This is a genomic window from Micromonospora reichwaldensis, assembly GCF_031845925.1.
GTDB lineage: Bacteria > Actinomycetota > Actinomycetes > Mycobacteriales > Micromonosporaceae > Micromonospora > Micromonospora reichwaldensis.
On record NZ_JAVRFL010000001.1, the window covers coordinates 314567 to 336047 of the forward strand.

The following is a 21481-nucleotide window of genomic DNA, read 5'->3' on the forward strand; positions in this document are numbered from 1 at the left end:
CGGGTCAGCGGGTGGGCCAGGTGCGCCAGTGCTGCCAGGAGCGGCTCGGGGTCGGGCCGCGCTGCCCCTGGTAGCGCGAGCCGTAGACGGCCGAGCCGTACGGGTGCTGCGCCGGCGACGAGAGCCGGAAGATGCAGAGCTGGCCGATTTTCATGCCCGGCCAGAGGGTGATCGGCAGGTTGGCGACGTTGGACAGTTCGAGGGTCACGTGACCGGAGAAGCCCGGGTCGATGAAGCCCGCCGTGGAGTGGGTGAGCAGGCCGAGTCGGCCCAGTGAGCTCTTCCCCTCCAGGCGGCCGGCGAGCTGGTCGCCGAGCGTGATCACCTCCAGCGTCGAGGCGAGCACGAACTCGCCCGGGTGCAGCACGTACGGCTCGCCCTCGGGCACCTCGACCATCGACGTGAGGTCGTCCTGCTGCTGCGCGGGGTCGATGTGGGTGTAGAGGTGGTTGTTGAAGACCCGGAAGAGCTTGTCCAGGCGTACGTCGATGCTGGACGGTTGCACCAGCGCGGGCTCGAACGGCTCCAGCGCGAGCGTTCCCGCCTCGATCTCGGAGGCCAGGTCGCGGTCGGAGAGCAGCATCCGCACACCTTAGCGACCGACACGCGTGACCTGCGTGTCGGAGTGCATCTTCGTACAATTGTTCGATAGAATGCCGGCATGGCTTCCTGGTCCGAATTCGCCGCCGACGAGCCCCGCCTCGCCGACGGGATCCGCCTCCTCATGCAGCAGTACGGGCCGGGCTTCGGCTACCTGGCCACCGTCCGCGCCGACGGCGGTCCCCGGGTGCACCCGGTCTCCCCGGTGATCACCGACGAGGGGCTCTTCTGCTTCGTCGTCGACTCGCCCAAGCGGCGCGACCTGGAGCGCGACGGCCGCTACGCGCTGCATTCGTTCCCGCCCGAGGAGAGCGACGACGAAGCCTACGTCGCCGGCCACGCCCGCCCGGTGACCGACCCGGCGCGGGTCGCCCGGCTGGCCCGCAGCCACCGGGCCGCGCCGCAGGTCGACTGGCGGGTCTTCGAGTTCACCGTCGACGTGGCGATGCTGGCCCGTCGCGAGTCCGGCGTCGCGGGCGGCGCCAGCGAGTGGCACGGCCGGCCCGCCGTCCAGGTGTGGCTCGACCCCCGCGCGGCCGCCGCCGGCACCGCGCTGGTGCCCGAGACCCGGTCGGGGCGCGTCGGCGACCACGCCGCCCGCCCCGCCGCCTGAGACGCGGTGCGGCGCCCCGGGCCGTCCCCCTCCGGGGCGCCGCACCGTGACCACCGCCCGGCCCCCGCGTGCACGGCCGCACAGACGCCGGTGCCGGCCCCGTCGAGCGAGGCCGGCACCGGTCGAGTCGTACGGCGGAACTACGCCGCGCGGTACGCGTTCCAGGCGGTCAGCATGCGGCTGGCCTGCCCGGCGGTGAACTGGTGCATGCAGGAGTCGTACGTGTAGTCCATGAAGTTGGTAATCGGGTCGGTGCCCGGGGCGGTGCAGGTGTCCCGCCCGGTCGGGCACTGGTAGGCCGGGGATGCCTCGGCCGCCGTGTCGCTGACGCTGTCACCCGAACCGGAGCAGCCGCCCTGGAAGGTGTGGTAGAGGTTCAGCCAGTGGCCGACCTCGTGGGTGCCCGTGTCGCCCTGGTTGTAGTTGGTGGCGGTGCCGCCCGGCAGCGACTCGCTCAGCACGACGACGCCGTCCATGCTGTTGAGCTTGCGGGTCGGGAAGGTCGCCCAGCCGAGCAGGCTGTCGCTCAGCTCGCCCAGGTAGATGTTGAGGGTGTTCTTGCCGCCCGTACGCAGCGAGGTCTTCATCGACCGCTCCGCCGACGAGCCCTGCACGATCGGGTACCAGGACGGGTTCGTCACCCGGTTGATCTTCTGAAGCTGGAAGCTGAACGCGGTGGACGCGCCGCCGGTCGCCCCGCTGAACGACTGGTTCAGCACGTTGATCTGGGAGTTGACCATCGAGTCGGGGATGTTGCCGCCGGCCCGGGTGCTGTTCTCCTGGATCACGTGCACCACCACCGGGATGGTGACGGCGGCGGCCATCGTGGAGGCGCCGGCGCCGGCACGGAACCGGGCCCGCTCGCGCAGCGCGGCGGCCATGTCGGCCTCGCGCTCGCGGGTCTCCGCGAGGGTCAGCTCGTTCGGCTCGTGCTCGGCACCGCTGCCCGGCTTGACGCGGGCGTCCGAGTGGACGTCGGCCGGCTCGACGCAGACCTCGGTCGGGGCGGCGGAGAAGGCCGAAGCGGCCGGTACGACACCCACGGCGGCGGTGCTGAGCAGCAGCGCGAGGGTCGTCGACGCGACGCCGGCCGTACGCCGGGTCAGCAGGTTGGGACGGAGTCCCATGGGCCCACCTCTTTCTGGCGGCGCGACAGGGGGTATGTCACGCCGTGACTGGAACGTTGGGCAGACGTTACAACCCATCGATGAATTTGAGAATGGCCATATGTTGGCGCGGTGGAATTTTCCTGGCAGCGGCTGGGCGCGCATCGACGTTGCTTGACGCGGGACGCGATTCGCGGTCCGGATCGGGACCACGGCGCGCGGATCGGGTACGTCGGGCCACGCGGCGGGCGGTGGCGTGAACGAGGGTGGCGAGGTGCGCGGTGGCGTGACTGCGGGTGGCGGATTGTCGTGAGTAGGTGGTGGCGTGGCTGGTGTGGCGGGCGGTGGCACGGCGCGATCTTGGTAAGTTCAGGCCCTTCCGAGGGCCGTTAGCTGCCAAGATCGCGGCGCCGGTGGTGTCGGAGGGGTACCTGGGTGCACCGGCGTGACGACTCAGGTACAGTGGTGCCGCCTGCGGGTGTAGTTCAATGGCAGAACATCAGCTTCCCAAGCTGACAGTGCGGGTTCGATTCCCGTCACCCGCTCCATGCACGAAGGCCCTGGTGAGGACGCGAGTCCCGAGCCAGGGCCTTCGAGGTTTCAAGGTCAACGATCATGCGCCGTGCCATTGGCGTGCCATTAGCCCTGCCCGCCGCCGGTCCCGTCCAGGTCGGTCGGCCGCTTCTTGCCCTTCTTCCCGCCGGCCTTCTTCCCGCTCTTGTCCTTGCCGCCGGTTGCCTTCCTGGCCTTCTTCCGGTCCGCGCGCACCGCCTCGTGCAGCGCCTGGGCGATGGCGCGGTCAGCTTCCGCCGTCGCGTGCTGATAGATCAACGCGGCCTGTGGCGAGTCGTGCCCCATCCGGGCCATCAGGTCCCGGGTGCTGGCCCCGGTCTGGGCGGCGAGGGTGTTCCCGGTGTGCCGGAGGTCGTGGAAGTGCAGGTTCGGCTGACCGATCCGGGAGACGTTCGCCTTCCAGGCGATGAGCTTGTTGAGGTTGCCCCGCCAGATCGGGCGCCCGCTCTCGGTGGTGAACACGAACGCGTCCGGGTTGTCGTCGACCTCAGCGGCCAGGTGGTCACGGACGACCTCGACGACCGCCGGGGGCAGGGTGATCGTGCGCCGGCCGGCCCGGGATTTCGGCGGCCCGAGCACCAGGCCGATCCCGCGCTGCTCGGTGTACGCCTGCCGTACCCGGATCGTGCCCGCCACGGTGTCGACGTCCTGCCGTTGCAGTGCGGCAACCTCCCCCCAGCGCAGACAGCCGAAGGTGGTAACGAGGACCAGGGCGCGGTACCGGGGCGGCACGATGTCCGCCAGCTTGAAGACCTGGGCGAGCGTGAGCACCGGCCGTTCCGCAGGCTTCTCCTGATCCGCGCCCGGGATGCGGCACGGGTTACGGGGCAGGATCGCGTCTTCCTTGACCGCAGTCATCAGCACCGCCCGCAGCAGCCGGTACGCCTTGGCCGCCATGCTCACCGAGACACCGTTGCCGAGCAGATCCGCCCGCCAGTCGCGGACCATTGGGGTGTCCAGCCGACCCAGCTCCACCCCACCGAGGTACGGCACCACGTGCTTGTCGAGTAGCCACCCGTACAGGTGCACGGTCCGGGGTCGCAGGTTCGGCCGTTGGTCGATCCAGCGTCGGGCGTAGGCGGCAAGCTTGACCTTTGCGCGCTCCGGGTCGGTCCACTCGTGCCGGGCAATCTGCGCCTCGACCAGCGTGAGATACCGGTCCGCGTCGGACTTCCTGGCGAACGTCTCCGGCGCGTTGCGCATCTGCCCGTCCGGGCCGAGGTACCGCGCCTGATAGCGCCCCGATGGCAGCTTGCGGACGCTGCCGAACCGGCGGTGGCCTTCCTTGTTCGCCATCACGCCACCCGCTGGAGGTCACGCCACACGCCCGAGGCGGTCAGCGGCTCGACTCGGCCGGACTCGACGTGCGCGGCTAGGTCGACGGCCTTGATGCGGACGCTGCGGCCGAGCTTGTGGAACGGAATGCGCCGCTCGGCGACCAGCCGGCGGATGTAGCGCTCACTCATGTTGATCCGGGCCGCCGCTTGCTCGGTGGTCAGAACCTCGTCCACTGTTGTCATCCTCCCCGTGGTGCTGTGCGCTGTGCTGAGTTGCCGAAAGATCTGAGGACCCCTGCGCGGCCCGGTCCTTGGCGGCGAGCAGTTCGGTCCGCCAGCGGGCGCGTTCGCTGATCGAGCGCATGAGCCGGTGGGACAGGGGTCCCACGTCGGGGTCGTCGGGGCGGGCGAGTTCCCAGGCGTGCCGGACCCGTTCGGCGGTGGCGCCCTGGTCGTCGACGAGCTGCCCGGTCTCGCCGGCCGCGCCGCTGTCGGTGGTGGCGCCGAGCAGGGCACGCACCCAGGCCCGCGCGTCGTGTTTGTGGTCGGCGAGGGTCTTGCCGGACCATTCGCGGGAGATGAGGATGCGCCGGCCGCCAATGCCGAGGGTGTCCCGCTGGTGGACCTTGCCCTTGCACCGGCCCGGCTTGAGCCTCGCGTGCACCTTCTTCGGCTGGACGCCGTACAGCAGCCAGTTCGCACAACGGTCCGTGCACGGGGTCAGCTGGAGTTGCTGCCAGAGCCGGTCGAGGTGCTTGCGCTGACGGTCGGTGGTCGCCTTGTGGCAGTCGCCGGTGTGCTTGGTGATGTACTTCGTGACGTACCGGATGGTCCGCTCAGCGTCGGCGGTGCCGGGCATGACGCCGCGGGCGTCGACCTGGGAGCCGAAGCGGACCACGTGCACAGGTTCGGCGTCCGGGTCGTCGTCGATGGCGTCGAGTGCTTCCGTCCACGTGGTCAGCGGCTCGTGCGTGTCGGGGTCGACCCATGCCGTCGCCTGCTCGTCCCAGACCGGCAGCCGGTCGAGGGTGTACCGCTGGACGTCGACCGAGGGCCACCACACCTGGTGGTACGTCGCTGCCGCCACCGTGCGCAGGACGTCGCGGGGGATGGTGCCGCGGATGGCGAAGTGGGCGTGTGGGGCGAGTCGGCGTTGGGGCTCGACGCAGCCGGCGTACTGGACGTTCCAGCCCTCACAGCGGCGGAGGTTCTGCCAGAACCGGTCAAGCAGCCGGGGGAAGTGCACGGCGTCCCAGGCGGCGCGACGGTAGTCGTACCGGTCGGGGTTGACCGGGGTGCCGTCGGGGCGGACCGGCCCATAGGAGTCGAGGGTGAGCGTGAGCCACATGGACGGTCTAAAGGTCGAGCCGTCGGGGGCGGTGTAGATCTTGCCGACGGTGCGCCGCTCGACCTTGCGCCGGGGCAAGTCGGGGGCATCCTGGCGCCGCCGGGTGGAGCGCTTGCGCCGACGGCCCGGCTCGTCGTCGGAGTCCTCGTCGGCGCTGCCGTGGGGAGGCCCGACACGCCCGCGCAGCCCTTCCGCCGCGATGGCTTCCTCTACCTCGCGGATGGCCTCGTCGAGGTCGGCGACCTGGTCGTACTGGCTGGCCCGGCAGGCTTCGTCCCGGGCGAACTCGAAGTGTGCCCGGAGCAGGATCAGCGCCTTCTGTTCCTCGGTCGCGGGTTCCGGGCCGGGTAGCGGCTCGTCGTCGCGGTGCCAGCCCTCCCGGATCTGGGCCTGCCGCAGCCGGCGGTTCTTCTTCGCGCACGGCCCGCACTTGTCTTCGCGGGTCGCCCCGCAGGGCAGGTCGATGACCTCGGTCAGGCCGGTGTCGAGGTCGGTGCGGCGCATGGCCAGGGGGCGAACGCAGACGCCGTACTCGGCGGCGATCTCTTTGAGGACGTCGACCGAGCGGGGTAGTGCCATGCGGGCCGCCCGCGACCCCGGCCGAGGAGCAGCAGCCGGGGTCGGGGCAGGTTCGAGGCCGGGCAGGGTTGGAGCGGTCATCGGATGATCCCGACAACCTGGGGCCGGTTGGGCTGGACGACGCCGAGCGGAGGCCGGACCGCGGCTGATGCCGGCGGCATCATCGGAGTAGTCGGCATTACTGATGCCGGCGGCATCACCGGGGCCGGCGGCGGTTCGACGGGCTGTGGCTCGTCGTACCAGTCGGTCTGGGGTTGGTCCGGTTCAGGAGCGGGCGGGGTGGCCGGGGCGTTGGAGAGGACGACCTTGACCAGGGCGAGGAAGGCCAGGGACGGCACGGCCGCCACGATCCAGCCCCACACGGAGGGTTCCGCTTCGGCGACCTGGGCGGCGAGGGACAGCAGCGCGAACGCGACGAGCAGCGAGGCGACCAGGCCGACCGGGCGGCGGGCACGGCGGCGGGCGCGGAGTTCGAGGCCGAGGTAGATCGCCATCAGTTCGACGGCTACGGCGTTGGCCCAGCCGATCCAGTGTGGTTGGCCGTGGGCCACGGACAGGTCGTGGACGTGGGTGAAGGCGGCGGCGCCGGCCATCGTGCCGATGGCGAGCAGGATCACCAGGCGTACGGCGGATTCGGTGCGCTCGGTCATCGCCACTCCTCCAACGGCTTTTCGCGGATGGTGACGTCGATGCGGATGCGCCGGTCGTTCATGTCGCGGCGGCGGTTGACCATCTGCGCCAGGCCGTGCAGGGCGGCGGCGGTCTGGTCGGCGGGGCCGACGAGTTGGATGCGCAGCGGACGCCGGAACCGGTTGATGAGGCGGGTGAGGGTGTTCATGGCGGTTACCTCCTGGCCGGTCGGATGTCGGTGCGGATGTAGTCGGGAGGGGTGCCGAGCGTGGCGACCGCTTCGGAGAGGCAGCGCCACAGCGCCCACGCCTCGTCGGGGGTCAGGGACATCCGTCGCCGGCCCGCACCGACCGCCAGATAGACCGGGTACGGGTCGGGCCGTTCGGGGTCGACCCGGACGGAGACGGCGGTAGTCGGTTCGGGGGTGCGGAGCCGGTAGAAGCGGCGGCCGTTCGGGGTGGCGGTCACCGCGGCTCACCTCCGCTGTCCCGGTCGAGCAGGTTGCGCAGCGCATCGGGCAGCAGCGGCCCGGACGGTTTGCGGGGCAGCGGAGGGCGCACCGGTTCCGGGGCCGACTCGCGGCCGACCTGGGCGAGGATGTCCGCCGCGTCGACCGGCGCCGGGTACTGCCGCGCCATGTCGCGGATGTCGTCGTCGCTGATGTACGAGAAGCGGACGCGCATCGGTTCGGGGGTGCCGTCGAGGATCACGTACCCGACGCCCTTGGCCCAGCGGGGCATCTGGTCGGCCAGCGCGCCCCGGTTACGGGCACCCTCGCCCAACACGAGGTCGACCTGTGCCGCCTCAGTGAGTCCGAGCACGATGCGGGTCGGAAACAGGTCCCGGAACGGCAGCACCTCCTTGCGCGGGTCCTGCAACGCGGCCACGACCAGGACGCCGACCCCGGCACCCTGGGACAGGAGCAACCCGAGCGAGCCGGCGATGCGCTTGCGCAGGTCGGCGTCTTGCAGGTACGCGGTGAGCGCGGCCATCTCGTCGACGACGACCACGACCAGGGGGTCAGCTTCGGTCGGGGTGTGCACCCGGACCGTGCCGGCGAGCCGGGTCTGACGTTCCCGCATCACCGTCACGGCCTCGTCGAGCAGGTCCGCCATGGCCTCGAACGACTTGCAGGCGAACCGGGCGAACATCGGCCGACCCATGGCGAACTCCATCCCGCCCTTGGGGTCGATCACCCAGAGCCGCACCAGGCCGGAGGTGATGCCGCCAGCCAGCGAGCGGACCAGCGACCACAGCACCGAGCCCTTGCCGGACCGGGTGGCCCCGCCGATGAGGACGTGCGTGGCGAGCAGGTGCAGGGTCCAGGTGCCCAGGTCTTCCCGCCGAGCCAGCGGCAGCGCGGTGAAGTCCGGGACGGCCGGAGCATCGAACGGTGCCACCACCGGCCGCAGGGCATCGGTGCGGACGATCACCAGGTAGACCACGGTCGGCCGGTCCCGGAACCGCACCCGGTCCACCCACCCCAGCACCAGCGACCAATAGCCGGTCCGGGTCGGCGGGTTGTCGGGCCGCTCGGAGTAGACCCGGGCGTGCCGCCGGCCGAAGGCGTACGCGAGGTTCGCCGTGACCTTCTGAAAGTCGGCCGGGGTTTGCCCGCGGACCATGCGGATGGTCAGCACGTCGAGAGCCTGATCCGAGCGCACGCGCAGCAGCTCGGGAAAGACGGCCTGATGGTCGTACGTCTCGGCGAGGCCGCACAGGGTCATGGCCTCACCCCACGCGCGTCGGTACACGAAGACCTGACGGAACCGGCCGAGCAGCGGCCCGGCGCACCACCGCCACCAGGACGCCTCATCGCGCCACCGCCACACGGCCGACACCGCCGACGCCAGGACCAGCGGCACGACCAGACCCGCCCAGCCGTACTCGATGTAGAGGAAGACGGCGAGCACGGCCAGGCCCACGGTGACCGGGTGACGCAGGCACCACCAGCAGCCCTGGGCGAGCCAGCGCAGCACCAGGCCGATAACGACGGCCCACATCGGCAGCTTGAACCGCTTCGGCCGGACCACCATCAGATCCCCGGCGGTCACCATCACTACCCCGCCACGGGGCCGGCGCATCATCGCGCACCCCGCAGCGACACGAATCGACCCGCCGCATCGCGGACCGCAGGAAGGGGAAGAACGAGCTGCCCGGCGCAGAGCGGGCAGCGGTCAGCCGCGCCGCCGGTCGGGTCGAACCGGGACTGACAGACGCCGCACCGAGGCCGGGCCGGGGCAGGCGAACGCCTACGCTTGGACATGTCACTACCTCTCTCGACAGAGCAGGGGGAAGAGACAGAGGGCGGGGCTGCCGTCCGCCAAGACCTGACAGCCCCGCCCCCACCAGATGCGGCTACGCCGCCGCCTTGCCGGCCACGCCCGCCGGGGCACGCATCCCGGTCGCCCGCAGCGAGTACGCCATCCGACCGTTGTTCGACACGTACGGCGTGACCGTCATGCCCTCGAACTCCACCGCCTCGAACGGCGCCCCCGTCGGCGGAACCGGCTGGTAGTCCGCCGAGATCTTCACCGTCGTCTCCCGCGACCGCTTGCCAAGCTCCGGGTCCAGGTCCATCACCCGGACCTGCCACACCCGCTGGCCGGTCAGCTTGTCCTTCGCCGGGCTACGCCGGCCGGTCTTCTCGTCGTAGTCCTCGACCTCGCCCAGAGACTCGGGCACCAGGGCGCATCCCGCCGGGAACACGTCCTCACAACGCACGGCGAACCTCGTACCGCCACGCAGAGCCATCGCTCAACCTCCAGGTTGTTGGCATGTCTGCCAAGTTGAGACTCCAAGGTAGATGGCACTTGGCAGACAAGTCAACAACCTTTGCAGGCGTGCCCATAGCGCGTGAGCGATCGTCTGCGCAGACCCTTTGGTAGCTACCCTCAGCTACGCCCCGAGTGACGGCGGAGCTTGCAAGGAGGCGGGCTTGCTAGCAAGCTTGCCTGCAAGCAGAGTTGCTGGCGGCATCACGGATTGCGTGTACGGAAGCTGGGATGCGAATCCAGCGACTCGGTTGCGCGATCAGACTGATGATCGGAAAGCTGCAACAGGGCCAGTAACTCAGTAGATCAGTAGATACTGCAAGTGTGGCGTGCTAAGAAAGCCATGTGTGACGTGTGTAGAGTGAACTTCCATAAGCTGAGGTTTGGAAGTTGAGGTGCGTTGAACGTTCAACGCATGAGGCTTCCACCGAAGATGTGGTGGCCTGTCGTGACGAGCGAGAGGTTTCCATGCAGGAACGGGCCCCCGCCGTGCCGTAGGAAGCGAAAGGCGGGAGCCCGTTGGAGGTCGGCCTACCTAACTACTAGGTAGGCCGGCCCCCATCCCCATCCCTGAACGATTCCATGATCAGCGACGCCAGTATGGGCGCGCTGATCTTGAAAAACCAGCTAAGCGCGCCCAGCACGCGGCGACGCCAGCAGGCATCGTTCCTGCGGACCCGACTCCGCATCTTGCGGGCTCGGGGCCTCTTGGGGGACCTAGTCATACTCCACCTCCTCGCGGCGACATGAACGGATCGCCCCCATTTTGAGGAGGCGACCGGACTGGTTGCGCGTCGCGGGTCGGTCGAATCTGACTCGGAAAGAATCATAGACATGCGGGTGGTAATAACTGCAAGCGACACCCCTCTAATTGACGCAGAATTTCTGATCTTGGGACGGTGTGCTTTGGTGCGCCGCGTGGCTCCTTGACCGCGACTGAAATCTCCTGTAGCTGCACCTTTCGCGTAATGCACTCCTGAACCCACGCTTTGAGCTCTCACGGCTGGGTATAGGCATCACCATGGCGGATACGCAGGGGAGCCAGGCTGTCGATGAAGGCCACTCGCGGCCGGTGGGTGTGGATGACACAACTGTCGAAGCCCTGGGCGAGCTGAGCAAGGCGCTGGAGACGATCCACCGGGTGCGGGGCCATCTGTACTCGGCACACCAGCTCGTCGGCGGCGCGGACCTCACCCTTGACCGAGTGGTGAAGCTGCTCCGCGAGGCCGGGCACGACGAGGTGGCCGACCGGGTCGAGCACGAGCTGTTGGGGCGCAACGTGCTACCCGGGCGGTGGACGTTCCAGATCATGGAAGAGTTCGACGACGGCTACTACGCCACGTTCCAGGAAGTCGAGCGCGAAGCGCGGGAGAAGCTAGCCGGCGGACGGCGGCACATCTACGAGGCGGAGATGAAGGAGCGGCGGCGCACCCACGGGATACCGGGGCACGAGGCTACGCCGGAGGCGTGAGCGGCAACCCGTGAGGCAGCATCGAGGCCAGGGCGTTGGCTCTGGCCTCGATGATCTTCATCCGTCCCTGGTACTCAGCAGGTTCCCGGTGCGCAGGCTGGCTGGTGACCTGGCCGGGCCACTTGCGGTAGAGCAGGCCGTATTCGCGGGTGAAGTAGCCCGGGCTGACGGCGTTGGCGGCGAGTAGGAGGCCGGTGTCCTCGGAGGCGGGCAGAGCCATCCAGCCGCCTAGGGCGAAGACGAGATCCCGCCGCAGACACAGCGTCGCCGGATGCACCGACGCCCGATAGCCGTTCGCCTGCCAAAAGGACAGGACAGCACCGCGGTCGACGACCCCACCGGCCGGATCCTTGTCCCACCCGGCCGTCGACCCGTCGGGCAGCAGATCGAGCACCCGCGAGGTAGCCCAACCGATCTGCGGGTGCGCGGCGAACGCGGCGATGTCCCGGGCGAGCGCGCCGGGGGTTAACTGGTCGTCAGCGTCCAAGACCTTGATGAGCTGCCCGGAGACGCGGGAAAGCGCGAGGGTGCGGGCAACACCAGGCCCGCCGGGACGGCCGGTGCCGTGACTAATCCGAGGATCCTCAGGCAGCGCGTTGACCAAGGCGCCGGTCTGCCCGTCCTCTTGGACGAGCCATTGCCAGTCCCAGCCGGCGGGCATCTCCTGCTTGGCCAACGACTCGTAGGCGCCAGCCAGGTACTCGATGCTGGGCGCGTGGACCGGGGTGATGACCGAGACGAGCTGCGTCAAGTTTTCCACCGCTGGAGTTTGTGGGAGTAGACAAGCTCGGTGCGGTCACCCGGCATCACCACGTCGGCGACCTCGACGACCCGGCCGGAGGTGTCGACCGAGGTCTTGCGCACGGTGAGCACGGAGACGCCCGGGTCGATGTCCAGCAGCTCGGCCTCATCGGGCGACGGCGGACGCGCGCGGATCTCGTCGTCGATCCGGTCCAGCTCGATGCCGAGGGTGTAGAGCTGATGCTGCGTGCCGCCCGGCCACGGTTCCTTGCCCTCGTCGAGCAGGTCCGGGTTCTCAGCCACCAGGTCGTACGGCAGGTAGGAGTACGACACCGTCAGCGGCGCGTTCTCGTGCCGGGAGGACGTCCAGTAGACCCGGCGCAGCAGCGGCGTACCCAGGTCGACGCGCAGAGCCGCTGCCATCTCCTCGTCGGCGTTTACCTGGGAGTATTCGGCGTGGAATTTGAGGTCGTCGACGGTTAGGCCGGTGTCGTGCTCGGTGGCGCCGGTCTTCAGCCGCTCGGCCTCGTCGAGCAGGACCCGGTCCTTCTCCCACTGGTATCGCTCGGTGTTGCGACGGCGTACGCGTTGGCGGGGTGCTCGCACGTAGGTGCCGCGCCCCTGCTCCGCCCGGACGAGGCCCCATTCCCGGAGCTGCCGGATGGCGTTGCGGACGCTGGTGCGGGAGAGGCCGGACGAGTCGGCCAGCTCGGTTTCGCTCGGCATCAGAATGCCCGGTGGCAGCTCACCGCTCATGATCTTCGCCCGCAACTCCTCAGCGAGTTGCAGGTAACGAGGGCGCCAGTCCCGGCTTTGCACACCGGCTACCGTACCTCCTAGACGTTGCAACGTCTGCCAGGTGGTTCCGCCAGCGGGCCGCTCGGGAACCGGAGAGACCGGTACCGCCACTCGCGGTGACTGCGTGCGGCGAGGGCCGGGAGTACGAGGAGCCGCTACGCCCCGCCGGCTGTTGGAGTTCACCGTGTCTCCCCTGCCCGTTCGTGTCGGCCAATCGGTGCCAGCATCTCCAGGCGGGCTCGCGTCAGCTCGTCAATGAGCCGGTCCACCTGTGCCGGCGACATGAGCACGGTCTGCGTTGCGCCGTGGCGGGTCGCGTCGAGCTTCACGGCCAGGTCCCGGCGCGCGAACCGGTCGACGAGCAGCTGAACGGTGACCCAGCCGGTCCGCTCCCGCCCGATGGTGGACGGCAAGCCCCGGTGCATCGGGTCGTTTGGTCCGCAGCCCCGGCACCACATCGGGCATACGACCGGCTCGATCAACGACGGCTGACGTTCCGTCATGGGTTCGTCGTCACTCATCGTCGGCCCCCTGCTGGCCGCCAGCTTGCTTCAGGAGCCTGCGGAGATGCTCGACCAGTTGGGCAACCTGCGGCAACGGCAACTCCGCCCAGCCCATCCCGGCCCGGCACGTCGCGTGAACCGCGATCAGGGGCGCCGTGGCGTCTGCACCGATGAGGTACGTGACGATGTGGCCGCTCGCTCGGGTGTCGCCGACCCGGTACATCGGGCCGCGGTGACGCCGGGCCATGTGCGCCATCAGCGGTGGCACCAGATGCCCGCAGCGATCCGGGGCACACCAGTCCGGGTGGCGTGTGACGTCGACCGGCTTGCTCGTGCGGCTCACCGCGGCCACCGCCCACCGTTGCCCCGGTAGAGCTGCGCCCGCGTCATCGGTGGCGCGTACCGCAGCGCGGGCAGTTCCCGCGTCGCTCCCGAGGGCCACCGATGCGAGGGCGAGACAGAAGCCGGGCGTGAACTCGACAAGGCGATGGAGCCGGCCGCCCGGGTCCGCGGGCGTCTCCAGGACCACCAGAACGAGAACCAGCGGCGCCGACGATGGGAGCCGGACATCGCACCTCCACAGGTAGGCGGGGACCGGTGGCCAGCCGCGGGGGAATGCAGCCGGCCACCGGCCCGGATGAGGGCACGGCGCACCGTCCGACGCTGGACGGGTCGGGTATCGCCGAGCCAACTTGTACGCGCGGCTACCGCAACCGGTCCGACAGGACGCCGCGCATTAGGTGCGACCAGGCCCGGCGCTAGACCACCCCTGACACGAGCCGTCACCCTGGCCGCACAATCGGAAACGTACCTACAAGTGGACGAGTTGTCTACATGCCGAACGGACCTCTTGGTCGTCACTTGGTAAGACAAGTGCCAGGTACGGTGTCTGAGTGTCGAAGCCTCTCGTCGGAAAGCCCAGGTATCGGGCGATAGCCGATGACATCAGGGCGCGGATTGGAAGCGGATCCTTCACACCCGGTAGCCTGCTCCCCGCTGAACAGGTCCTTTGTAGTGAGTACAGGGCCAGCAGGGGCACGATCCGAAAGGCAGTCTCCATCCTGCGGGAGGAGGGTGTTGTGGCTACAGAGCATGGCCGTGGCACGTCCGTCTTGATCGCGAGCGAGTTGACTTCGAACCCGGGACTCCATCCCGGTGGCGGCGAGCAGCGAACTATCGGTGCGACAGAGGAACTAGCGCGACTGTTCGACGTTCCAGTTGGAACCAGACTGCTAGAGGTCCGTCTGATTGAGTTCGAAGACACGAAGGTGCGATCTGTTACCAGTACTTTTACTGTGCTTGACAGTTGGCCTAGCTGACCGATCGCAAGCAGGCGTGGAGGACCCGAGGGCTGCATGACCTAGGCGATCTATCAGGGGTCTTCCCACTGTTCGGCCACCTACAGTACCATCTGTGGACTTGCCATTACTCTGAGTTGTAAAGGCGGTCCGAGTGCCGAAGCTGCCTGCCGGGTTTGAATACGCGACCATCGGTCTAGCCGCACTAGCGATATTGATTTGGGGCGCGAAGGTTTTCTTTTCAGAAGGCTTGAAGCATGCCGGACAACGGTTTTGGCCGTTCGCGTTGAGGAGTCGGCGAAAGGGAATGCGGCGGCGCGAACTGAGGCGCTACCGTGATTCGGTATCATCGCACTATGACCTCACGCCATTGGGATTTCTGCAGAACTCCTCTGTCCGCATAAGCGATATTTACGTTCCTTTGCAGTACGAGGAAAGTGGCGCGCGAGCTGATATCTATGAAGATATTCGCAGTCGACCACGGACGGTCATTTTAGGTGCCGCTGGTGCTGGCAAGTCAATGCTCTTGAAGAATTCAATGGTGAAATGGTCAATCGACCCAACGGATCATGATCGAATTCCTGTTCTCGTGGAACTCTTTCGCCGTAACAATGGTCGAGAATCGTTACTCGACCTGGTAACCGCAACCTTGCGGCGCAATGGCGTCGTAAAGCCCGAGCGTTTCCTCCCTCAGGCACTCGAAGAGGGCACCCTCAGCTTGTTCTTCGATGGGCTTGACGAGGTACTGACCGAGAAGCGCTCCGAGGTGGTAGATGAGATTGAGAGTCTCGCAGAGAGTTATCCGGAGTGTCAGTTTATTGTTACGTGCCGGGATGCCGTGTATGACGGTGATCTTCGACCCGTATTCGCTCACGAAGTCAGAGTGGCCGGATTCGACGATGCTGCGATTCGGCGGTTTCTCAGGCTTTGGATGCTGCACAAGTCAGAAGCTGCGGATATTCGCCACGAAGTAGAACAGTTGATGGCCTCCCTTCGAGCAAGCCCTTCACTTCTGATCCTGGCGAGAAGCCCGCTGTTGTTAACGATGATAGCGTCGCTGCAAGACGCCGACCGAGGAATAGGGCCAGTCCTGACTAGCTCGCGAAGTGAATTCTATGAGATGGCGGTATGGCATCTACTTAGACGCGACAGGGACCTGGGGCGACATGGGGAGATTGCGGCATATAAGGCCGGGCACAAGTTGGCTGCACTTAAAGTTATCGCCTTTTCTGCCCAAGGCGCAATGGCGCCTGGAGTCGATAAGCGGGCGATCTTTGAACAAGAGCTAATAACTCAAATTACCCTTGTGCTTTCCCGGTTCAATCTAGAGGCCGAACATGCGCCAAAGATGCTGTCTGAGATCGAAGCTAGAAGTGGATTGCTTGTCAAGGTAGACGAAGGTAATTTGCTCTACGAGTTCCCGCACCTGACTCTACAAGAGTACCTAGCTGCTATGGAATTAGTGGACGACGCCGATCAGCTACTCAAGCTCTACGTTGGCAATCCCAATCGATGGCGAGAGACGGTTAAGCTCTGGTGTGGCGGCGTTCATCGTGATGTAACCGGACTGCTTCGCAGCATCTTCGAAATTGATGATGTGCTTGCGCTTGAATGCCTCGCAGAGGCGCGTCAGGTGGACGACGCATTAGCTCAGGAAATCCTAGATCATTTCGAGGGTAAACTCTTCGACATTAATGACAAGAGTCACCTGGTGGTGGCAGCGCTAGGAGCCGTGGCGGCAGATCCAGGCCCTAGGGGGAGCCGACTCTTCCAGCGCTTGGAGGACGCGACCAAGTCCAAGGTGCCTGGCCTTCGTATCAGCGCCCTTCACGCTTTGGCCGCAACAAGATCGCGACGAGCAATAGAGATTATTAGCGACCAATCTTCCACATCAAGATCAGCGCGCTCTGCTCTTCGGTCAATGGGCGAGCAAGCGGTGCCGATTCTTACTGAGCGGGCAATGGCGGGGTCGCTCGACGCGGTTGACGATATTGCCGCAGTCGGAACGCCGTCGGCGGCTGCCGCTCTAGCAGAGATCGTGTGGCAAGAAGGTCCCGAAGCCAAGCGTGCCGCTTGGCGATTGGCGGAACTGACAGACATCCCGGATGTAGAAGAGGAGTTAGCATCCGCCGATTCGAAGGGGCGAGCGAGTGCTGAGATATACGACTGGGTTTGGGCGCCGTTCGTCAAGGAGGGGACTGGTAGGCAATCGCTTGCAGCCATCATGGGTCGGACAGCTCTGCTAATTGACCGTTCTGACCCTGAGGATATTCCGAAGCGCCGCCACTCTCCCGTGGACCCGCGTGTATCGCTGCCATTGGCAATTCGTGGGATATATTCGAGTAAGGTCAGCATGGCTGAATTCGAATCCATCACTGCGGAGGTCAATAAGCTGCTGCCGTCCCCGCGCGACGGATCCCAAATGTTTCGTTATCGACGCCACCCAGAAGAGCGGCTGCGTGAACTCCAGCAGGAAAATCCGGATGCTGCAAGGAGTATTAGTGATAAATTCTTCGCTGCCCATAACGTCGGCCAGGTCCATCGACAGCTGCTAGAAGGGCTGCCCGTTCAAGTTGTAGTGGAGGCAGTGTGTGGACTCTTGATCGACCCCCAGCGAGCCACCGAGAAGGAATGGCGAGAGGTTAGGAAGCCGGTAAGTGCGCCTGTAGCCCTTGAGAAAATCAATGCAGTCCTGACCTTTGCGCTTGTGGCTGCGGTTTTTCTGGTGGGCTTCGCGATGGTTGGCGGGTCTGCTCTAGGTTTATCAACTTTTTGGCCGCGCTGGGTCTGCCTCTCGTTGATTGGCTGCCTTATTCTTTTGATAGTAAGTGTATGGCTGTTGGTTGAAGGTGACAGCAAAGGAAAGCTGTCCACTTTTATGAATGGGCGATTCAGTAAGTTGCCCGAGTATGGGCTGGTGCCAGTTTCCGTATTCTGTGTCTTGACTATTCTCGTCGGGATCCCTATTGCGTTCATTTATGCGCTGTCGCAGGGGCCGTATCCGCTGATCACGCTATCCTCCAGCGCTGTCGCGCTACTGCTCATAGTCGTAATGAATAGAGTTATTTCCCGGCGAGAGCGAATGCTGTCAAACCCGTTTAGGCGACTGCTGGCCATGGACGAGCGAGTTCTTCGAACCCGAACCTCGGTGATCGCACCCTGCAGAGTGGGGCCACCAAGGCAGAGGTCAAAGCCGGGGACTTTAGTCCCCAAGTGAACTCAATCAGGTACTGATCGGGGCGTGGATCGGCACGGATCGGTTTTCTTGCCGAATTCCGCTCTCTTGAATCAAGGCACCGCGCTGCGCGCGGTGCGGGCGCGGTGGTCCCGTCCGGCGGCAATCCGCCCCGGCCGTCTACGACGCCGGGGCGGGAAGCCGCCGACAGCCGACGGGCTGCCGCGCCCGCATCGGCTAGAGAGCGACGATCGGGACCAGGCCGTGACGATCGCCAGGGTGGCTGGCCGCCGTCGAGCTTCTGGCGATCGGCTGCCGCGCCGGCTGCGCCGGCTTGCCCTCGGTCCTCCTGAGTCACCCACACCGCACCGGATCTGACCCCACCAGTGCCGCCTACGCTGTCGCGGTGGACGCGGGCAGGGTGTGGCGGCTGTACCACCGGGGCGAGCTGGTCGGCGAGATCGACGAGCAGAGCCATGACTTCCCGTGGACGTACGGCCGATTCCGCCCGCTGCCGGGGTTCGAGCCACTGCGTCCCCTCTTCGCCGCCTGGAACGCGGCCGTCGACGGAGAGGACGATGCGGCGATGGACCGGGCCTACGACGCCGTACGGGCCGCCGTCACGATGACCCAACCGGATGGTCGCCAGGTGGCCGAGTTCCTGTTGAGCATTGAGGATGACGAGGCCGGCTTCCGGTGGCATGACGAGCCGTTCGAGGACGGGTAGCCCGTGCCATTAGCGTGCCATTGGGCCAGGACAACCGGGGTCAACCCAGGCCACCAGGGACCGCCGTGACCAGGCCGCCGGCCCCGCTACCTGCCGCCCATCGGCAATTCCCAAGCTGACAGTGCGGGTTCGATTCCCGTCACCCGCTCCAACGTGAGGCCCCAGCTCAGGACAGGTTTCTTGGCTGGGGCCTCATTCGTTGCTCTCGCTTCTTGCGCACGCCTCGACCTGAGCCGCGATGATCTACCAGCCACACCGCCCGCGAGCGTGACGAGCACATCGCCGACGCGCTCAGCTCGAAGATCAGGCAGAGTCAGAAGACAGTCATGCTTCCTGACGAAGCTCGTAGGCGCGGATCACTCGGGCCGTGGGATCGGCGCTCTCGGGCGTCCGTAGTCGGTCGGTCAGAAGGAAATCGGGCAAGCTGAACACGGATCCGTGCTCGTGCTCGGTCAGCACGAACGTTCCGCCTTGCCTCTCGGGCTGCCACCCGTGCTCCAAGGCATATCTGATGACGGCTCGTACGTCGGCCGGCGTCGGATAGGTGCCGTCGGTGGTGCATGCCCCCCACGGCGCGGGCCAGGCGACCGAGAGCAGATCCGCCTGGAGTGCCTGGCTCGTCTTTCCAGCGCCCCACACCCGCAGCCGGATGCACCGGTGACAATCACGGCTGCCCAGCACGTGCCGGATCTCCGCGCGCCACACGAAGATTCGTGCGCCGATTCGCATCTGCCGCAGTCGCGTCCGCACCTGGTCACCTCACGGTCGATCTTCCCCGCTCCGCCGTTGCCCGCCAAGGTATTTCCTGCGGCACCTGGCGCCGGTCGAGTCGCCTGACGCGCACGCTCATGCGCGATGCGCGCCCCTATCGCGGCCGTGAGGGCCTCCGCGACGCCTCTCAACGATCGTGTCGGGCATCAGGTGCGCTGCGCGTCGGCACGCCGATGGCCTACGGCCACCCTTGGCCCCGACCGGCGACGCAGTCTTTGGCACCTGTCCGGGACTTGGGGGCAGACTGGCGGCCACCTTCGCCCGGGAGGCTGGCCGGTCTGCCGGCTGCCTGGCAAGGAGATCCACAGCGACCGCCGTTTCCGCTAACTAGCTGATGGTGGGGACAACGGCAGCGCTACGCGCCGGCCCATCCCAAACTCCCTCTGCTTCGTCGTCTGTGACCATCGCAAAGGCACCAACAGGCACCCGGTCGAGGGCTGCCACCTCAGAGGCAACCCGAAGCAGGGCGCTCTCACTGCTGCCAGTGATGAAGAAGATGTAGACATCCCCGTCCATGGGCCAGTACCCAACGGGCCGGCGGTCACGGGCGGGCACGAGCCGCAACCGGGCCGGCTTCCTTTCGCCAGCAGGCATCTCGGCATCACGACCGCTTGAGCACGCTCTTCCATACTGCCGGTCCGGGGGATCAGGGCTCCCGCGTCGAGGAAGCGGCGGCTGTGGCGAGCGCTTCCGCGACGCACTCATGGCCCTTGACCAGCCGGCCGACCAAGCGCGGTTCGGCCTCGGATGCCGGGATCAACCCACGGACCAGGCCGCGAATCCTGCCCTCGTGCGTTGGGTGACGGTTACGAGGGTGTGGCCCGATGGAAGCTCTGCCAACGGCGTAGTTCGACGTCGACGAGCCGCTCACGGCCACTGGGGGAGGGCAGTGATCCCACAGGTTTCCAGGGGATGCCGTCTGGCACCATCCCTGCGCGCCCAGCCCGACCAGGCATCGAGCTGGGCGCGTCGAGCGAGCTATGCCGCGAAGCGGGAACGGCGTCGGCGTCCGATCAGGTAGCCAGCGCCGCCGAGGAGCAGGAGCGCACCGCCAATGCCGGCCAGGGTCGCGGTGTCGGCACCGGTCACGGGCAGCCCACCGCCCTCGCCGCCAGGGGCGCCCGGGCTGGAGGAGGAAGCAGGGGGCGGTGCAACGGTCGTCGTGGCGCTGGGCGTGACGCTCGGTGCAGGTGTGGGCTGAGCCGTTGCTGTCGGCGTGGGCTGAGACGCGCAGTCAAGCGCACGTGCGGCGTACAGGCCGTTGTTCAGGTAAGCCAGGTAGACATCGACGGTCCCGTCGTCGAGCGCCCTCTGCGCGGCCGCCTTCACGTTGGCGCCAGCGCCCGTCAACGTCCGGACCACCGTGATCCGCAGAGCCGTTGACCAGGCTTTCTGCACGTCCGCCTTGAGGAATGCCCGCAGATCGTCCGCAGTGCCGTCCAGCCGCTCCTGCATTACACGAGGCAGAACGGGCAACGAATCGGCTTTCGCTGCGGCCAGGATCTGGTTGGCCAAAACCCGCACCTCTACATCGGTGGCGGTATCCAGGTCGATGGTGACAAGCTCGCGGATATCCTTGTACACCTTGCGCTCGACCGTTTGGCAGGCCTCGTTCAGCCCGGTCGATTCGGTTTGGGCCACCGCCGGTGCCGCCGGAATCAGAAAGACCAGCGCCATTAGGACGCCAGCCCGTATCTTCCATCGCATGTGCGTCTTCCTCCCCCGTTTCAGGCCAAAACATGGAGATACTACCGTCGGTGGGCGGAAAAGCAAGATGGGATTGATGTCGTCGAGGGTGCCCAGGGCTTCCGACCAGATGAGGCCTCGCCCGAGGATGGTTGACGTACTGGACTGCGCAATGAGCGCCTGTACGACGAGCGGTCACTGCTCAAGGGCGAAGGCCCCCGGCCTTCGGCGTTCCAAGGCAGACAATCTCGTCGCGTGCGATCAGCCCCGGGCATCGCTGGCCGGCGACCTCCGGTCGGCATCGGACGGTCCACGACTGCGCGGCGAGGAGATCCGCTAGCTCCCACCGCCAGGGTCCTCGATACTCACAGCGTGATCGACAAAGACTCTCACGCCCCATGGTTGCCTCGCGTTCCTCACCCGGCTGACAGCCCGGCGCTGCCTATCTACATGGTCATCTTCTTTTTTCTGGGTCTCGCCGGATTTGCCGCACACGGACTGTCTGACGGCAGGGAGGCACTCGTCATTGCGAGCATCGTCTCGGGGGTGTTCTTCACGTGCTTCCTGATCCTGTTCGCGATCTACTGGACCGGTTACCTGCTGAAGGGACACGCCAACTGGCAGGCCGAGCGCCAGGCTGATTTTGATGGGCCATCCACGGGCCAGTAGCCAGAGGATTGGTCGGTCGCGTGGGCACGAACGCAACCAAACGGCCACCGGCCACCGGCGTTCGCGCTTCACGGCCGGTGGTGCGGCTCCTTAACACGGACGGCGCGGTCACCGCCCACCGCCGGGCGAAGAGGGGAACCCG

22 protein-coding genes and 1 tRNA gene are annotated in these 21481 nt (G+C 66.8%); 7 read left to right on the forward strand and 16 right to left on the reverse strand.

Features of this window, described 5'->3' with window-relative positions:
* Positions 1 to 4: 4 nt before the first annotated feature.
* Positions 5 to 583: a dCTP deaminase gene (gene dcd, locus RM555_RS01490; protein ID WP_121397319.1), complete on the reverse strand. Its 579-nt coding sequence runs from the start codon at positions 581 to 583 to the stop codon at positions 5 to 7.
* A 78-nt stretch (positions 584 to 661) separates the two neighbouring features.
* On the opposite strand from dcd, the gene RM555_RS01495 reads away from it, so the two are divergent.
* A complete protein-coding gene (locus RM555_RS01495) occupies positions 662 to 1213 on the forward strand; it encodes a pyridoxamine 5'-phosphate oxidase family protein (protein ID WP_132235313.1) in 552 nt (183 codons plus the stop codon).
* Between the two features lie 140 nt (positions 1214 to 1353).
* Here RM555_RS01495 and RM555_RS01500 read toward each other — a convergent pair whose 3' ends face one another.
* Positions 1354 to 2340, reverse strand: coding sequence for a zinc metalloprotease (locus RM555_RS01500; protein ID WP_311410037.1), 987 nt, complete (start codon positions 2338 to 2340; stop codon positions 1354 to 1356).
* Between the two features lie 453 nt (positions 2341 to 2793).
* On the opposite strand from RM555_RS01500, the gene RM555_RS01505 reads away from it, so the two are divergent.
* Positions 2794 to 2867 (forward strand) — tRNA-Gly (locus RM555_RS01505).
* Positions 2868 to 2958: 91 nt separating this feature from the next.
* On the opposite strand, the gene RM555_RS01510 is transcribed toward RM555_RS01505, so the two are convergent.
* The 8 genes from RM555_RS01510 to RM555_RS01545 all read right to left on the reverse strand — a co-directional run bounded on the left by RM555_RS01510 (position 2959) and on the right by RM555_RS01545 (position 9480).
* Complete coding sequence (locus tag RM555_RS01510; RefSeq protein WP_311410038.1) at positions 2959 to 4188, reverse strand: tyrosine-type recombinase/integrase; 1230 nt, start codon at positions 4186 to 4188, stop codon at positions 2959 to 2961.
* Entirely contained in the window at positions 4188 to 4358 is a 171-nt protein-coding gene (locus RM555_RS01515) for a helix-turn-helix domain-containing protein (protein WP_311410039.1), read from the reverse strand. The genes RM555_RS01510 and RM555_RS01515 overlap by 1 nt, the downstream gene beginning before the upstream one ends.
* Complete coding sequence (locus RM555_RS01520; RefSeq protein ID WP_311410040.1) at positions 4351 to 6177, reverse strand: replication initiator; 1827 nt, start codon at positions 6175 to 6177, stop codon at positions 4351 to 4353. Before RM555_RS01520 ends, RM555_RS01515 begins: the two co-directional genes overlap by 8 nt.
* Complete coding sequence (locus RM555_RS01525) at positions 6174 to 6746, reverse strand: DUF2637 domain-containing protein (RefSeq protein ID WP_311410041.1); 573 nt, start codon at positions 6744 to 6746, stop codon at positions 6174 to 6176. Before RM555_RS01525 ends, RM555_RS01520 begins: the two co-directional genes overlap by 4 nt.
* Entirely contained in the window at positions 6743 to 6934 is a 192-nt protein-coding gene (locus RM555_RS01530; RefSeq protein WP_311410042.1) for a hypothetical protein, read from the reverse strand. Before RM555_RS01530 ends, RM555_RS01525 begins: the two co-directional genes overlap by 4 nt.
* A 5-nt stretch (positions 6935 to 6939) precedes the next feature.
* Positions 6940 to 7194, reverse strand: coding sequence for a hypothetical protein (locus tag RM555_RS01535; protein ID WP_151453819.1), 255 nt, complete (start codon positions 7192 to 7194; stop codon positions 6940 to 6942).
* The gene (locus RM555_RS01540; RefSeq protein ID WP_311410107.1) at positions 7191 to 8783 is read right to left on the reverse strand and encodes an FtsK/SpoIIIE domain-containing protein; all 1593 of its coding nucleotides are present in this window, start codon (positions 8781 to 8783) and stop codon (positions 7191 to 7193) included. The genes RM555_RS01535 and RM555_RS01540 overlap by 4 nt, the downstream gene beginning before the upstream one ends.
* Positions 8784 to 9084: 301 nt before the next feature.
* Positions 9085 to 9480: a transcriptional regulator gene (locus tag RM555_RS01545; RefSeq protein WP_151453817.1), complete on the reverse strand. Its 396-nt coding sequence runs from the start codon at positions 9478 to 9480 to the stop codon at positions 9085 to 9087.
* A 1041-nt stretch (positions 9481 to 10521) separates the two neighbouring features.
* On the opposite strand from RM555_RS01545, the gene RM555_RS01550 reads away from it, so the two are divergent.
* Positions 10522 to 10971: a hypothetical protein gene (locus tag RM555_RS01550; RefSeq protein ID WP_311410043.1), complete on the forward strand. Its 450-nt coding sequence runs from the start codon at positions 10522 to 10524 to the stop codon at positions 10969 to 10971.
* Here RM555_RS01550 and RM555_RS01555 read toward each other — a convergent pair.
* The 4 genes from RM555_RS01555 to RM555_RS01570 form a co-directional block, all read right to left on the reverse strand.
* Positions 10955 to 11731, reverse strand: a complete 777-nt coding sequence (locus RM555_RS01555) for a glycosyltransferase family 2 protein (RefSeq protein ID WP_311410044.1) — start codon at positions 11729 to 11731, stop codon at positions 10955 to 10957. The two genes, RM555_RS01550 and RM555_RS01555, sit on opposite strands and share 17 nt — an antisense overlap.
* On the reverse strand, positions 11719 to 12531 hold the full coding sequence (locus RM555_RS01560; protein ID WP_311410045.1) for a GntR family transcriptional regulator: 813 nt from the start codon (positions 12529 to 12531) through the stop codon (positions 11719 to 11721). Before RM555_RS01560 ends, RM555_RS01555 begins: the two co-directional genes overlap by 13 nt.
* Before the next feature lie 158 nt (positions 12532 to 12689).
* On the reverse strand, positions 12690 to 13031 hold the full coding sequence (locus RM555_RS01565; RefSeq protein ID WP_311410046.1) for a precorrin-4 C11-methyltransferase: 342 nt from the start codon (positions 13029 to 13031) through the stop codon (positions 12690 to 12692).
* Positions 13024 to 13356 carry a hypothetical protein gene (locus tag RM555_RS01570; RefSeq protein WP_311410047.1) on the reverse strand — a complete coding sequence of 111 codons (333 nt, stop codon included), beginning with the start codon at positions 13354 to 13356 and terminating at the stop codon, positions 13024 to 13026. Before RM555_RS01570 ends, RM555_RS01565 begins: the two co-directional genes overlap by 8 nt.
* A 550-nt stretch (positions 13357 to 13906) precedes the next feature.
* Between RM555_RS01570 and RM555_RS30930 the strand changes: the two genes are divergently transcribed.
* From RM555_RS30930 to RM555_RS01580, 3 genes are all read left to right on the forward strand, one after another.
* On the forward strand, positions 13907 to 14332 hold the full coding sequence (locus RM555_RS30930) for a GntR family transcriptional regulator (RefSeq protein WP_396888653.1): 426 nt from the start codon (positions 13907 to 13909) through the stop codon (positions 14330 to 14332).
* A 133-nt stretch (positions 14333 to 14465) separates the two neighbouring features.
* Positions 14466 to 17528 (forward strand): NACHT domain-containing protein, encoded by a 3063-nt coding sequence (locus RM555_RS01575; protein ID WP_311410048.1) that lies wholly within the window; start codon positions 14466 to 14468, stop codon positions 17526 to 17528.
* Between the two features lie 364 nt (positions 17529 to 17892).
* Entirely contained in the window at positions 17893 to 18213 is a 321-nt protein-coding gene (locus tag RM555_RS01580) for a hypothetical protein (protein ID WP_311410049.1), read from the forward strand.
* A gap of 324 nt (positions 18214 to 18537) precedes the next feature.
* Here RM555_RS01580 and RM555_RS01585 read toward each other — a convergent pair whose 3' ends face one another.
* Both RM555_RS01585 and RM555_RS01590 read right to left on the reverse strand, forming a co-directional pair.
* Positions 18538 to 18963, reverse strand: a complete 426-nt coding sequence (locus tag RM555_RS01585) for an integrase (protein WP_311410050.1) — start codon at positions 18961 to 18963, stop codon at positions 18538 to 18540.
* Positions 18964 to 19962: 999 nt separating this feature from the next.
* Positions 19963 to 20691, reverse strand: coding sequence for an LPXTG cell wall anchor domain-containing protein (locus tag RM555_RS01590; RefSeq protein WP_311410051.1), 729 nt, complete (start codon positions 20689 to 20691; stop codon positions 19963 to 19965).
* A 351-nt stretch (positions 20692 to 21042) separates the two neighbouring features.
* Here RM555_RS01590 and RM555_RS01595 point away from each other — a divergent pair, with 351 nt between their 5' ends.
* Entirely contained in the window at positions 21043 to 21339 is a 297-nt protein-coding gene (locus RM555_RS01595; protein WP_311410052.1) for a hypothetical protein, read from the forward strand.
* The last annotated feature ends 142 nt before the right edge of the window (positions 21340 to 21481 follow it).